General features: G+C 62.2%; 11 protein-coding genes. 10 read left to right on the top strand and 1 reads right to left on the bottom strand.

Annotation, left to right across the window (positions count from 1 at the left end):
* Positions 1-21: 21 nt before the first annotated feature.
* From JFN93_RS01625 to JFN93_RS01660, 8 genes are all read left to right on the top strand, one after another.
* Entirely contained in the window at positions 22-2,685 is a 2,664-nt protein-coding gene (locus JFN93_RS01625) for a sensor histidine kinase (RefSeq protein ID WP_199382224.1), read from the top strand.
* Between the two features lie 313 nt (positions 2,686-2,998).
* Positions 2,999-4,300 carry an L-lactate MFS transporter gene (locus JFN93_RS01630; protein ID WP_199382225.1) on the top strand — a complete coding sequence of 434 codons (1,302 nt, stop codon included), beginning with the start codon at positions 2,999-3,001 and terminating at the stop codon, positions 4,298-4,300.
* 123 nt (positions 4,301-4,423) lie between these two features.
* Complete coding sequence (locus JFN93_RS01635; RefSeq protein WP_236021478.1) at positions 4,424-5,575, top strand: pilus assembly protein TadG-related protein; 1,152 nt, start codon at positions 4,424-4,426, stop codon at positions 5,573-5,575.
* 168 nt (positions 5,576-5,743) lie between these two features.
* On the top strand, positions 5,744-6,289 hold the full coding sequence (locus JFN93_RS01640; protein ID WP_199382226.1) for a helix-turn-helix domain-containing protein: 546 nt from the start codon (positions 5,744-5,746) through the stop codon (positions 6,287-6,289).
* A 219-nt stretch (positions 6,290-6,508) separates the two neighbouring features.
* Positions 6,509-7,711 (top strand): saccharopine dehydrogenase family protein, encoded by a 1,203-nt coding sequence (locus tag JFN93_RS01645; protein WP_199382227.1) that lies wholly within the window; start codon positions 6,509-6,511, stop codon positions 7,709-7,711.
* Positions 7,712-7,731: 20 nt separating this feature from the next.
* Complete coding sequence (gene nspC, locus JFN93_RS01650) at positions 7,732-8,862, top strand: carboxynorspermidine decarboxylase (protein ID WP_215907655.1); 1,131 nt, start codon at positions 7,732-7,734, stop codon at positions 8,860-8,862.
* A 175-nt stretch (positions 8,863-9,037) separates the two neighbouring features.
* Positions 9,038-10,945 (top strand): biosynthetic arginine decarboxylase, encoded by a 1,908-nt coding sequence (gene speA / locus JFN93_RS01655; RefSeq protein WP_199382229.1) that lies wholly within the window; start codon positions 9,038-9,040, stop codon positions 10,943-10,945.
* Between the two features lie 311 nt (positions 10,946-11,256).
* Complete coding sequence (locus JFN93_RS01660) at positions 11,257-11,457, top strand: GSU3473 family protein (RefSeq protein ID WP_199382230.1); 201 nt, start codon at positions 11,257-11,259, stop codon at positions 11,455-11,457.
* 181 nt (positions 11,458-11,638) lie between these two features.
* Here the strand turns inward: JFN93_RS01660 and JFN93_RS01665 are convergent, their stop codons facing one another.
* Positions 11,639-12,556 carry an MBL fold metallo-hydrolase gene (locus JFN93_RS01665; RefSeq protein ID WP_199382231.1) on the bottom strand — a complete coding sequence of 306 codons (918 nt, stop codon included), beginning with the start codon at positions 12,554-12,556 and terminating at the stop codon, positions 11,639-11,641.
* 244 nt (positions 12,557-12,800) lie between these two features.
* On the opposite strand from JFN93_RS01665, the gene JFN93_RS01670 reads away from it, so the two are divergent.
* Positions 12,801-12,956 carry a hypothetical protein gene (locus JFN93_RS01670; RefSeq protein WP_199382232.1) on the top strand — a complete coding sequence of 52 codons (156 nt, stop codon included), beginning with the start codon at positions 12,801-12,803 and terminating at the stop codon, positions 12,954-12,956.
* A 28-nt stretch (positions 12,957-12,984) separates the two neighbouring features.
* Complete coding sequence (locus tag JFN93_RS01675; RefSeq protein ID WP_199382233.1) at positions 12,985-13,581, top strand: YceI family protein; 597 nt, start codon at positions 12,985-12,987, stop codon at positions 13,579-13,581.
* The last annotated feature ends 76 nt before the right edge of the window (positions 13,582-13,657 follow it).

Below are 13,657 nucleotides of genomic sequence, written 5' to 3' on the forward strand. Positions count from 1 at the left end.
CGGGGCAAAGGACCTAGCCACATGTTCACCGACGATACCTCCCTCAGCGACCGGCTCGACGACGCCCAGAGGCGGCTTGCCTCCTGCGAGGCGCGCTGTCGCAACATCCTCCGGGGGTGTGTCTTCGGCGTCGTCTTCCTCGGCCGGGAGGGGGGGCTTCGGTACGCGAACCCGGCGGCGGAGGCGATCCTCGGCCCCGCCCCCGCTCCCGGGGAGCTTGAGGCACTTCTCGCTGCCCTGCCCAAGGGGGAGCTCCCCCTTTCCCGAGGGGAGGAGACGGTGTGGCTGGAGGTGACCGGGAGCCGTTCGGAGTGGGAGGGGGGGGAGGCGTGGTTCGTCACCCTCGCCGACATCACCGCGCGCCGGCGCGCCGCTGCCGAACTCGCCACGAGCCAGGAACGGCTGGAACACGCGCTCGACGCCGCCGGGATGGGGTCGTGCGACATGGACGCCGCCAGCGGGGAGGGGGTCTGGACCCGTCAGCATTTCCTGATTTTGGGCTACCCCGATCCGCAGCAGCGCAGTGCCCCCGCCTCGATGGCCCAGTGGCAGCAACTGATCGTCGGGGAGGATCGGGGACGGGTGGGGTGGGAACTGGAGCAGGCGCGCCGCGATGGCGCGCCGTTTCACTCGGAACATCGGATCCGTCGCCTCCAAAACGGCGAGCCCCTGTGGGTGAGCGTGAACGGCCGCTTTGTGCAAAGCGGCGCCGGGGCGCGGTTCATCGGGGTCATCTTCGACATCTCGCAGCGGCGCCGGGCCGAAGAGGAGCTGCGCCGCTCCGAGCTCCACTACCGCCTCCTCTTCGAGACGGTCCCGCAGGGAATCGTGTTCCAGGACGCGCAGGGGCGCATCACCTCGATGAATCCGGCCGCCGAGGCGATCGTCGGACGCAGTGCTTCGGAACTGGTCGGGAAGCGGGCCGAAGAGCTTGAGATCGTGGTGTTGCATCCGGACGGCTCCCCCCTGCCGGTGGCGGAACACCCCTCACTGCGCGCCCTGCGCGGCGCTCTTTCGGTCCCCGGGGTGGAAATGTGGGTGCACAACCGCCGGGAAAACGCCTACCGCTACCTCGTGGTAACCGCCGTCCCCCAGTTCCGTCCGGGCGAAGCGGCCCCCTTCCAGGTCTATACCATGCTGCAGGACGTCACCGAGCAAAAGCGTGCGAAGGAGCGGCTCGTGGAAAGCGAGTCCCGGTTTCGCTGGCTCTTCGAGTCCGACCTGATCGCGATCTACTTCTGGGACACCGAGGGGCGCATCACCGAGGCAAACCAGGCCTTTTGCAGCATGCTCGGCTACAGCAGGGACGAGTGCCGCGCCGGCAGGATGACCTGGCACGAGGTGACCGATCCTGAATCGCACCCCGCCGACGAGCGGGCTCTCCACGAGATGGAGCGCCACCGCTTTTGCCCCCCCTACGAAAAGGTCTTTCTGAGCCCCAAGGACGGCCGCCGGGTCCCCGCCCTGGTCGCCGCGGCGTTGATGGCCGGGTCCCAGACCGAAGGGATCGCCTACGCCGTCGATCTCACCGAGCTTAAACGGGTGGAGGAGGCGCTGCGCCGCAGCGAGACCACCCTCAAGCTTGCCATCGAGGCGACGGGGCTGGGGACCTACGATTACAATCCGGAAACCGGGACGCTGCACTGGTCCGAGATCGCCCGGCGCCACTACCAGGTCCCCGCCGGCGCCGAGACCGACTTCGACTTTTTCATCGGCCGGGTGCACCCCGACGACCGGCCGCGGATCGCGGAACTGGTCCGGCGGGCCCTGCTCCCCGAGCAGGGGGGCGCCTTCGATGCCATCTACCGTATCGTCGTGGACGGGAAGGAGCGGATCCTCTCGGCGCGCGGCAAGACGACCTTTGACGAGCAGGGGCGTGCGGTACGGATGGTGGGGACCTGCCTCGACGTAACCGAGATCCTCCAGACCGAAAAATCCCTCAAGGAGGAGACCGCGCGCCGCTTGCTCGCGGTCGAGGAGTTGCAGCGCCAGGAACGTCTGCTGCTCGACCAAAGCCGGCTCGCCGCGATGGGGGAGATGCTGGGCAACATCGCGCACCAGTGGCGTCAGCCCTTGAACACCCTCGCGCTGATCATCCAGGAGGTCCCCCGTTTCTACCAGGGCGGACTCTTCAGCAAACGCTACCTCGACCAAAGCGTCGCCCGCGCCATGCAGGTGATCAGCAGCCTCTCCCAGATGATCGACGGTTTCCGCAGCTTCATCCAACCGGACGTGGAGCGGGTCCCCTTCGCGGCGGCGGTCGAGGTCGCCCGGGCGGTCGCGCTCGCCGAGGCCGCCTTTGACCTCCTGCGCAACCGCATCCTGGTGGACGTCGATCCGCAGGCGGTGATCGTCGGCTATCCCAACGAATACTCCCAGGTCATCCTCAACATACTGGCCAACGCCAAAGACGCCTTCGTGGAACGGCAGGTGTCCCAGCCCGTGGTCCGGATCCGCCTCTTTCGGGAAGGGGGGCGGGTGGTCCTGACCATCGCCGACAACGCCGGGGGAATCCCCAACGAGATCATCGGACGGATCTTCGACCCCTATTTCACCACCAAGGGCCCCACCCAGGGGACCGGCATCGGACTGTTCATGTCCAAGACCATCGTGGAGCGCCACATGGACGGGACCCTGCGCGCCCGCAACCTCGCCGATGGCGCCGAGTTCCGCATCGAGGTCTGAACCCCTTTTCAAATTTGCAAAAACCGCCTTACCCGGTTTTGCAAAACTGCAAAGTATCCCCGCCCCCGGCAATCGCTTGCCAACCGATCAGAATTGCACCCGTTTTTCCCCATTGCCTTTCCGCCGATTCCGGAACCCATTTTTGCATCGTTGCAAAACCGGCGGGTGCTCCGGTTTTAAGGTATTTCGGCACCGATTTGCTACAGGGCTGGAATCACAGGGAAAAAGGCGATCAAGAAAAAATTATAACGTTGGTATGCTCGTTGCTATTACCTGGGCAGATAGCTGAACTCAAACCAGGAGGTTTAACATCATGGCGACGACAACGAAAAACAAGGGGTGGCAGGTAGTCTCTGCCGGTACCGGGATCAACCTGGCGCTCGGCGTCCTGTATGCGTGGAGTATCTTCAAAGGTGCCATCCAGGCATCGATCAAGGCCGGCGGTCCCGGCGCGTTCAACTGGAGCCTTTCCTCCGTCAACGACCCGTATGCCCTGTGCTGCCTCTTCTTCGCGTTCTCGATGATCATCGCCGGCAAGTGCCAGGACAAGATCGGTCCGGCGCGCACCGCCCTGATCGGCGGCCTTTTGGTCGGGGCCGGCTTCACCCTGATGTCGTTTTCCAACAGCTACGCCGCCTGGGTCACCGGCTTCGGCTTCCTGGCCGGCTCCGGCTTCGGTTTCGGCTACTCGGCGGCCACTCCGCCGGCACTTAAGTGGTTCTCCGCCAAGAAGACCGGCCTCATCGCCGGGATCGTCGTTGCCGGCTTCGGCCTGGCCCCGGTGTACATCGCACCGCTTTCGAGCTACCTCCTCGGGGCCTATGGCATCCCGAAATCCATGCTGATCCTCGCCATCGGCTTTGCCATCGTGGTTTGCGCCCTCTCCTTCGTACTGGAAAATCCGCCGGCCGGGTACGTTCCGGCTGAGCCGGCCCAGAAAGAAGGCGCCGCCCCGGCTCCCAAGAAATCGGTTCATGACGCCACCGTCGGCGAGATGCTCCGTTCCGGCAAGTTCTACGTCCTTTGGACCACCTTCTTCATCGGCGCCGGCGCCGGGCTCATGGTGATCGGTTCGGTCGCGGGGCTCGCCAAGCACAGCATGGGCAAGATGGCCTTCGTCGCCGTCGCCATCATGGCGGTGGGCAACGCCTCCGGCCGCGTCGTCGCCGGGGTCCTCTCCGACAAGATCGGCCGCCGCGCCACCCTGACCATCATGCTTTCCTTCCAGGCGATCCTGATGTTCGCCGCAATTCCCGTGGTCGGCTCCGACAGCGCCGTTTTGCTGGTGCTCCTTGCCTCCTTCATCGGCTTCAACTACGGCTCCAACCTGACGCTGTTCCCCTCGTTTGCCAAGGACTACTGGGGGTTCAAGAACTACGGCCTCAACTACGGTACCCTCTTCACCGCCTGGGGGGTCGGCGGTCTGGTGATGGGGCGCGTCTCGGAGATGCTCAACGCGCAGCCGGGCGGCCTGAACAAGTCCTTTATCCTCGCCGGCAGTTGCCTCGCTTTCGGCACCGTACTCACCTTCTTCCTGCGTGAGAAAAAGGCGGTCACCGCCGAGGCCACCGTGATGGTCGGGGAGCAGGCGACGGTCGCGGTCGAAAAGGCCTGATCCCAAGCTCGGGAACGCAGATACAACGGAGGGGCCATGCCGAAAAGCATGGCCCCTTTTTTAACGAAAGGTGATAGTATGGCGCACCCGGAGGGGAATCGCGCAACGTTCGAGGGAGATGGGATGGACGGTTCGGATGGGATGGACACCACCTACGTAACCATCATGCTGGTGGTGTTTCTGGTGATCACGGGACTGGCCGTGGACGTCGGCTATCTCTACGTGAGCGAGGAGGACCTTTTGAGCGCTGCGGAGAGCTCGGCGCTTGCCGGGGCGCAGGCGATGCAGCACCGGATGCTGACCCAGGTGCAGCAGGATCCGTCGCAACTTCCCGCCGCATCCCGGGACCTCGTGCAGCAGGCCGGCCGCCAGGCGGCGCTGGAATTCGTCTCGGGTAAAACCGCCGCCGCGGCGCTCGTCGAGCTGAAAAACAACAACGGCAACGCCCTCACCGACGAAAATGACGTCACCGTCGGCTTTTGGAACCTGAGCAGTCACACCTATACCCCCAACGCCACCCCCGTGAACGCGATCCAGGTCCGCACCCGGCGCACCGCCGAGAGCAGCTCGGTCGGGATGGGGACTTTGGGAACCTTCCTCGCCAAGATCTCCGGCACCGAAAGCTTCGCTACTACCCCGGTCGCCGTCGCCTCCCTGGTCACCGCGACCCGCGGCAACGTCGCCCTGTGCGGCCCGGTCACGACCCGCTCCTGCAGCTACCCCGACATCTGCAACCTCCCCGAGACCCGGTTGAGCGCCTCCGGCGGCACCCCCGGTGCCGGCCGCTTCCTCTTTACCTCGCTGCTCAGCCCGGTGAACGCGCTGGAGAGCATGAGCCAGCTCGTCTGCACCGAACTGCCGCCGCAGGATGTCTGCGGCAAGCCGATCTACCTCACCGGGGGCAATCCCTCCCTGATGGCCGACGTCGCCGCCATGATGTACGACCGCTCGGTCGATCTTGCCAACAAGGAGTTCGACCGGCAGGGGCGGGTCACCGGGTGGTGGGTCATCCTTCCGGTGGCCGACTGCACCGCCTCCGGTCCGGGGACCGGTTTCCAGACCCGCCCCGTCTCGCGCTACGCCCTGGTCCGCCTCTCCCGGATCTGTGCCGCTGCCGGCGCCGTCGGCTGCCGCGACGCCGGCCGGACCGTTCCCCCCGCACCCGCCTGCAACGGCGCCACCGAAGGGATCTACCTGGACCGGATCGCGACCGTCTCCTGCGATCGCAAGGATCTCGTGCGCCTGCCCGGCCTGAAACCGGTCCTGGTCAAGTAGCGCCTTTTTGCCTCAACTCCCCGATATTGCACGTCCCAAATGATGAACCCCCTCTAATTTCTAAACAGGAAGTATACCATTACTAAACTTTTCGTTGACAAAACGAAGGGAAATGCTACAGTGCGGCTGAAACAAAATGTTTACCATCACTAAACCCGGAGGCCGGTCGTGAAAATCGGTGAGAGGTTGAAGCGGCTCAGGATGGTCAACTCCCTGACTCAGGAGGAGTTGGCGAGTCGCGCCGATCTTACCAAAGGATTCATCTCGCAGCTGGAAAACGACGCCACATCCCCGTCGATCGCGACGCTCAAAGACATCGTCGACGTCTTCGGGATCAGCATGCAGGAGTTTTTCAGCGAGGAGCCCGACCAGGAAATCATCTTCGGCAAGGATGCGCGGGTCCAGGCGACCCATGACGACGACGGCTTCAAGGTGGAGCTGCTGGTTCCCGGCGCCCAGAACCGGGACATGGACCCGGTGCTGGTGACCATCGAACCGGGGTCCGAGATGGAGGAGCAGCCCATTCACGAGGGGGAGGAATTCGCCTACGTGCTCTCCGGCAAGCTCCAGCTCAAACTGGATGACAAGGTCTACACCGTCGGCAAGGACGAGTGCTTCTACTTCGCTTCGGACAAGCGGCACTCGGTGAAAAACGTCGGCAAGAGCGTGGCGAAACTTCTTTGGGTGGTGACGCCGCCGACCTTCTACTACTGAAAAGCGGCCGCGTTCGCCGCGGCACGAAAGAGGTAAAGCGGCAGATCGGTTGGAATTGCGTCAAAGACGGTTCCACCGTTTTTTTGTGCGCGCTTTCCGGCGAGATTTGGGGCCTCAGGACGCACCCCATCCTCACCCCGACCCTCTCCTTGCAGGAGAGGGAGGTAACTACGCCAGATTTTTCCAAAAGAGAACCTTGATACAGAGGAGAACCCAGACATGAGCAAAGTACTGATCATCGGTGCCGGCGGGGTCGGCGGGGTCGTCACCCACAAATGCGCCCAGGCTCGCGACGTCTTCAGCGCCATCACCCTTGCCTCGCGGACCGAGTCGAAATGCCGCGCCATCGCCGCCCAGATTCCGGACTTCCCGGTCCAGACCGCCCAGGTCGACGCGGACAACGTCCCGGAGCTGGTCGCGCTGATCAAGGCGGAAAAGCCGCAGCTGGTGATCAACGTGGCGCTCCCCTACCAGGACCTCACCATCATGGACGCCTGCCTGGAAACCGGGGTCGACTACCTCGACACCGCCAACTACGAGCCGCTCGACACCGCCAAGTTCGAGTACAGCTGGCAGTGGGCCTACCAGGACCGCTTCAAGGAGAAGGGGCTGATGGCCCTTTTGGGGAGCGGCTTCGACCCGGGGGTCACCAACGTCTACACCGCTCTCGCCGCCAAGAACTACCTGGACGAGGTGCAGGAGATCGACATCATCGACGCCAACGCCGGCAACCACGGCCAGCCCTTCGCGACCAACTTCAACCCGGAGATCAACATCCGCGAGGTGACTGCCCCCTGCCGCCACTGGGAAAACGGTCAGTGGGTCGAGAGCGGCCCGCTCGGCACCAAGCGGAGCTTCGACTTCCCGGAAGGGATCGGGCCGATGAACATCTACCGGATGTACCACGAGGAGATGGAGTCCCTGGTCAAGCACATCCCGACCATCAAAAAGGCGCAGTTCTGGATGACCTTCTCGGACAACTACCTCAAGCACCTGGAAGTGCTGCAGAACGTCGGGATGACCCGCATCGACGAGGTCGAATTCAACGGCCAGAAGATCGTCCCGCTGCAGTTTCTCAAGGCGGTTCTCCCCGACCCGGGGAGCCTCGGGCCGCTCACCAAGGGGCGGACCTGCATCGGCGTGGTGGCCAAGGGGATCAAGGACGGCAAGAAGAAGCAGGTCTACATCTACAACATCTGCGACCACGAGGCGTGCTACCGCGAGGTGAAGTCCCAGGCGATCAGCTACACCACCGGCGTGCCGGCGGTGGTCGGCGCCATCATGATGCTCACCGGCAAATGGCACCAGGCCGGGGTCTATAACATGGAGCAGTTCGATCCCGAGCCGTTCCTCGACGTCCTCTCCAAGATGGGGCTCCCCCACGTGGTCGTCGAAGAAACCGACTGGCTGGAGCTTACGTGACCCATTGGCATGTCGATGAAATGACGCGGCTCGCCCCTTCCCCCGCTTACGTGGTGGACCTGGGACGGCTGCGTCATAACCTCGCCATCCTGGACGAGGTGCAAAGGCGGAGCGGGGCGAAGATCCTGCTGGCGCTCAAGGCGTTTGCCATGTGGAGCACCTTCCCGATCATCGCCGAGACCCTGCACGGCGTCTGCGCCAGTTCCCCGTGGGAGGCGCGGCTGGGGCGCGAGGAATTCGGCCGGGAGGTCCATTCCTTCTCCGCCGCCTTCAAGGAGAGCGACGTCGTCGAGCTCCTCGAGACCTCCAACCACCTGGTCTTCAACTCCTTCAACCAGCTGGAGCGGTTCCGGCCGGAGTGGGAAAAGGCGGCCGGGCGGGTTTCGGTGGGGCTTCGGGTGAACCCGGAGTGGTCCGAGGGGCACACCCCGATCTACGACCCGTGCGCTCCGAAGTCGCGCCTGGGGATTCCCCGCGCCGAGTTCGAGGGGAGATCGCTTCAGGGGGTGGAGGGGCTGCACTTCCATACCTTGTGCGAGCAGCTCTTCGAGCCGCTGGAACGGACGGCACGCGCCTTCGAAGAGAAGTTCGGGGCGTTTCTCCCCGGCATGAAATGGCTGAACCTCGGCGGCGGGCACCACATCACCCGCGAGGGGTACGACATCGACGCCCTGGTGGAGCTGGTGCTCCACTTCCGGAACAAGTACGGCGTGGAGGTGTACCTGGAGCCGGGCGAGGCGATCGCCATCGGCACCGGGATCCTGGTGAGCGAGGTGCTCGACGTGGTCCACAACGTGGTCGATATCGCCATCCTCGATGTCTCGGCGACCTGCCACATGCCGGACATCCTGGAGATGCCGTACCGTCCCGAGATCGCTTCCGGCTTCGATGCCGGCGCGAAGCCGTATGACTACCGGCTGGGGGGACCCTCCTGCCTTGCCGGGGACGTGATCGGGGACTGGTCCTTCGAGAAGCCGCTTGAGCCCGGCGACCGGCTGGCCTTTCTCGACATGTCGCACTATACGATGGTGAAGACGACTACCTTCAACGGGATCCAGCACCCGCACCTTTGCACCTTCGAGCCGGAAACGTGGGAACTCAAGGTGGTAAGGAGCTTCGGGTATCCGGATTTCAGGAGCCGGTTGTCGTAAGCATTATGCAGAAACCCCATCCTCACCCGGTCCCTTGAAGGGGAGGGGACGCTGGGCACGGCTGCTGCCTGACCGTTTCGTCACCCTCTTGTTGCTTCCGAGATTGACGTGGACATAGAAACAACTTCGAACCTGGAACTTTGAACTTCGAACCGTAGTTAAGGGTGCACTGAACATGGCAAAATGGTCCATCAACGATTCCGCCAAGATCTACAACATTGACAACTGGGGCGCCGAACTCTTCTCGATCAACAAGAAGGGTAACGTCTGCGTGCACCCGTCCCCCAACTCGAAGTATTCGATCGACCTGAAGGTGCTGGTCGACGACCTCATCAAGCGCAAGATCAAGCCGCCGATCCTGCTGCGTTTCATGAACGTCCTGGAGGGGCGCATCGCCTCGATCGCCCGCGCCTTCCGCAACGCGATCCAGGACAACAACTACCCGGCGAAATACCAGACCTTCTATCCGATCAAGGTCAACCAGCAGCGCCAGGTGGTCGAAGCGATTGCGAATTTCGGCAAAAAGTACAACATCGGCCTCGAGGTCGGTTCCAAGCCCGAGCTGGTCGCGGCGATCTCCATGTCGTCCGGGAGCAAGCTCCCGATCCTTTGCAACGGCTACAAGGACACCGAGTTCATCGAGACCGTCCTCTACGCGACCCGGGTCGGCTACGACATCACCATCGTGGTGGAGAAGCTTTTCGAGCTGGAGAAGATCATCGAGCTCGCCAAGAAGACCGGCATCAACCCGAAGCTCGGCATCCGGGTGAAGCTCTCCTCGCGCGGCATCGGGAAGTGGTCCACCTCCGGCGGCGACGACGCCAAGTTCGGCCTGCGCATCTCCGAGATCATCGCCGCGATCGACATGCTCCAGAAAAATGACCTGCTCGACTGCGTGAAGCTGCTCCACTTCCACGTCGGAAGCCAGATCACCAAGATCGACAAGATCAAGAACGCCCTCATCGAGGGGACCCGCATCTACGTCGAGATGAAGCGCCTCGGGGTGAACCTCGATTTCCTCGACATCGGCGGCGGGTTGGGCGTCGACTACGACGGTTCCAAGTCGAGCTACTTCTCCAGCGTCAACTATTCCATGGATGAGTACGCCAACGACGTCATCTACCAGGTGAAGAACATCTGCGACGAGGCCGGGGTCCCCTGCCCGAACATCATCTCCGAGTCGGGGCGCGCCACCGTCGCGCACTACTCGCTCCTGGTGACCAACGTCCTGAACCACAACACCCAGGTAAGCAGCACCGATTTCGAGGCCATCCTCTCCGAGCCGGAAAAGCTTTCGCCGACGGTGAAGAAACTCGTCGACATCTACAAGAGCATCGACCGGCATTCCCTGCGCGAGGACTACCACGACACGATCCAGCTGATCCAGGAATCGGTGAGCCTCTTCAACCTCGGCTACCTGAACATGAACGAGCGCGCCAACGCCGAGTGGATCTGCTCCAAGATCATCCGCAAGATCAACTCCATCGTGGAGAAGCTCAAGCCGATCCCGGACGAGCTGCAGAACTTCCAGCTGAGCCTGCGCCAGACCTACTTCGCCAACTTCTCGCTCTTCCAGTCGGTGCCGGACTCCTGGGCCATCGACCAGCTCTTCCCGATCGTGCCGATCCAGCGCCTCGACGAGAAGCCGGACGTCCTCGCCTCCATCGCGGACATCACCTGCGACTCCGACGGCGAGATCACGAGCTTCGTCGGCGAAAACGGCCGGACCAAGGCGCTGCCGCTGCACAAGATCGACACCGGCGAGGAGTACTTCATCGGCTTCTTCCTGATCGGTGCCTACCAGGAAATCCTGGGGGACATGCACAACCTGTTCGGCGACACCAACGCGGTGCACATCAGCTTCAACAAGAAGACCAACTACCGCATCGATTCGGTCATCACCGGCGATGCGACCTGGGAAAGCCTCAAGTACGTCCAGTACGACAGCCACGAGATCCTGAAGCGGGTCCGCAACAACCTGGAACAGGACGTGGCGCTGCAGAAGGTCTCGATCGAGGAGAGCAGCCATTTCCTGGAACTCCTCGATAAGACGCTGCAGTCTTACACCTACCTGGGGGAGTGATCTTCCTCGTAGAGGGACATTGTTGAAGGGATACATTGCTGAGGGGGACAGGCACCTTGCGGAGCCTGTCCCCGATCGAAGGTACATTGTTGAGGGCAGGCACCTTGCGGAGCCTGTCCCCAGAGCGAAGGGAAGGGCCAAAAAGCTCTTCCCTTTTTTCGTGGAAAGAGCGAATCTGGTTGCATTCCTGTCGCGGCTTGCGGCAGATAGAGAACCCGCTACAATTCGTTGCTATTGTGCCCTGGTTCTCCTGCCCTCACGCCGCACCTAAGTTCGTTAATCCGTTCGCTTTGGCCCGATGGAGGTGACAGATGCTGATACAGGTGCTTTACCCCGACGAAAGATACGATTACGTGAAGGAGTTCATGCTCGACGAGCTGATCGAGAGCCAGAAGATAACGCGCTTCAAACGTCGCAGCGGCTGGGTGACCCTGGGGGTGGACCCGATCCGCAAGCCGCGCCGGAAGGACCCCTCCTTCGCGGGACCGGAGCGGCGGGGCACGGTGCGCTGATTTCCGAAACAGAGCCGAATAAACGAGAAGGCGGCCAAGATCATCTGCGATCCTGGCCGCCTTCGTTTTTTCCCGGGGGCACTACGTGTGGCAGGGGCGGGCGCACCGGAATCGATGATCCGCCTCACCCTGTGGGAGCGCCATTTCGGGCGCGGACTCTAACGCTATCCTTCCTCAGCGGTCAGGGCTGTCCCTCTCCCGGGTACTTCTTGGCATACCGGGCAGTGACATTGTATTTCACCATCCACTCCCCCATGCTCCGCTTCGGGAGTTCCTTGAGGAGCACCGCGGTGATTGAATCGGCCGTCTCGCCCTTTGCCGCGAGCCGGCTCGCCGTAGCATCGAACTGCGCCAGGTAGGCCTTCATCTCCCGCAGGTCCTTCTTGGTGGAAAGCGGGCCATGCCCCGGGACGATCTTTTCGATATCCATGGCCAGGAGGTTATCGAGCGTCCTGTTCCACCCGGGGAAGTCGCCGTCGGCCAGGAAGGGGTGGAAGTCGGTGAAGAGGATGTCCCCGCTGAAAAGAAGCTTCTCCTTGGGGAGATAGACCACGAGGCTTCCCGCGGTATGGGAGGGGGCGGTGCGTACGAGGCGGACTTCCTCCCCGCCCAGGTCGATCAGCATCTGGTCCGAGAAGGCTAGAGACGGCACGACCACCTTGGTTCCGGCCATGTCCTCGGCGCTGAGGCCGTAGTTTCCGGCATGCTGCAGTATCCTTTCACCCTGTGTCGCAAGCGCAGCACGGTCGCTTTCATGGGAGATGATCGTCGCCCCGACCTTGGCAAAGACGCAGTTGCCCAATGCATGGTCCAGATGGGTGTGGGTGTTGACGACGTACTTGATCGGCTTGGCCGTGACCTTGCGGATGTCGGCAAGGAAACGCTCCCCCTCCTTGGCGGAGATCAGGGTGTCCACAACCAGGACCCCGTCGCGGCCGATGACGATGCCGGCATTGGCGGCAAAACTGTGCTTCGGGGAAGCGTCCTTGCTCCCGACATAGGCATAGACGTCGTCGGCCAGTTTGGTCAGTTCCGCGTACGCGTTTTGGACCAGAAAAAGGGTCAGCAGCAGGGTGATCGACAAAACCGTTCTTCTCATTCAACTCCTCCTCATGGCATAGCGATGTTCAACGCAGGCCGATTATTCTATGCCTTATCGTCTATATTTCAACTTTTATCTCTCAATCCAATGTCGGTGAGAAAGCACCGGAAGTCAATGGACAGGGGTGAGCCTGAAAATGCGCGACGTCCAGCAGGGAAAATTTTTTTGATCTGGGTTGGAGAAATAGGACCGTAATGGTATTATTGGATGCCAGTACAATTCATTAACGACAAGGTTACCCATGTCCCACGATATATTGCTGCTCATCGCCGGCGCTGCCACTTTGGCGGCGCTTTCCGTCATCTGTGAATGTTGCGGGCTGCAGCGCTCCTTGCTGCTGGTCCGTTACGGCAAAAAGGCCGCCGCTTCGGAAAGGGGCGTACACGAACAAGCCTAAACTGCGATTTTGGTAGAAGGAGGCAGACATGAAACGCTATCTATCACTGGTTGTGGCCTTGGTCCTGGCCCTCCCGACCCTGGCCTTCGCCGCCAGCTACAACATCGACCCTGATCACAGCAACATCGGCTTCAAGGTCCGGCACCTCATGGTTTCCAATGTCAAAGGGGTGTTCGGAAAGGTGCAAGGGGCGGTTTTCATCGACGAAAAAGACCTAACCAGGTCCAACGTCAACGTGACGATCGATGCATCTTCCGTGGATACGGGGGTGGTCAAGAGGGATACCCACCTGCGCAGTCCCGACTTTCTGGACGTGGCGAAGTACCCGACCATCACCTTTGCCTCCAGGAAGGTCGTGCGGGTAGGGAAGGAGCGGCTGAACGTGTTGGGGGACCTGACCATCCACGGGGTGACGAAGCCGGTAGTCCTCGATGTGGAAGGGGTATCCGGGGAGTCGAAGGATCCCTGGGGCAACCTGCGCCGGGGGGCTACCGCAAGCACCAAGATCAGCCGGAAGGATTTTGGTTTGGTATGGAACAAGTCACTTGAAACCGGCGGTGTGGTCGTCGGTGACGAAGTCTTCATCACCCTCGAGGTCGAGATGATCAAGCAAGTACCGAAGTAGCCTGTCGCGGAGGGGGCGACGGTCCCCGCGTTTGCCAGGACGCGGATCCTCGCCCCCTTACGCATTCCCCGCCCAT

It is taken from the genome of Geomesophilobacter sediminis (assembly GCF_016458275.1).
GTDB classification, from domain to species: Bacteria; Desulfobacterota; Desulfuromonadia; order Geobacterales; family Geobacteraceae; genus Geomesophilobacter; species Geomesophilobacter sediminis.

What these genes read in the sequence shown, in the direction of transcription:
- JFN93_RS01625 (WP_199382224.1), top strand. Translation starts at nt 22, where the DNA reads ATGTTCACCGACGATACCTCCCTCAGCGACCGGCTCGACGACGCCCAG.
- JFN93_RS01630 (WP_199382225.1), top strand. Translation starts at nt 2,999, where the DNA reads ATGGCGACGACAACGAAAAACAAGGGGTGGCAGGTAGTCTCTGCCGGT.
- JFN93_RS01635 (WP_236021478.1), top strand. Translation starts at nt 4,424, where the DNA reads ATGGACGGTTCGGATGGGATGGACACCACCTACGTAACCATCATGCTG.
- JFN93_RS01645 (WP_199382227.1), top strand. Translation starts at nt 6,509, where the DNA reads ATGAGCAAAGTACTGATCATCGGTGCCGGCGGGGTCGGCGGGGTCGTC.
- nspC (WP_215907655.1), top strand. Translation starts at nt 7,732, where the DNA reads ATGACGCGGCTCGCCCCTTCCCCCGCTTACGTGGTGGACCTGGGACGG.
- speA (WP_199382229.1), top strand. Translation starts at nt 9,038, where the DNA reads ATGGCAAAATGGTCCATCAACGATTCCGCCAAGATCTACAACATTGAC.
- JFN93_RS01660 (WP_199382230.1), top strand. Translation starts at nt 11,257, where the DNA reads ATGCTGATACAGGTGCTTTACCCCGACGAAAGATACGATTACGTGAAG.
- JFN93_RS01665 (WP_199382231.1), bottom strand. Translation starts at nt 12,556, where the DNA reads ATGAGAAGAACGGTTTTGTCGATCACCCTGCTGCTGACCCTTTTTCTG.
- JFN93_RS01670 (WP_199382232.1), top strand. Translation starts at nt 12,801, where the DNA reads ATGTCCCACGATATATTGCTGCTCATCGCCGGCGCTGCCACTTTGGCG.
- JFN93_RS01675 (WP_199382233.1), top strand. Translation starts at nt 12,985, where the DNA reads ATGAAACGCTATCTATCACTGGTTGTGGCCTTGGTCCTGGCCCTCCCG.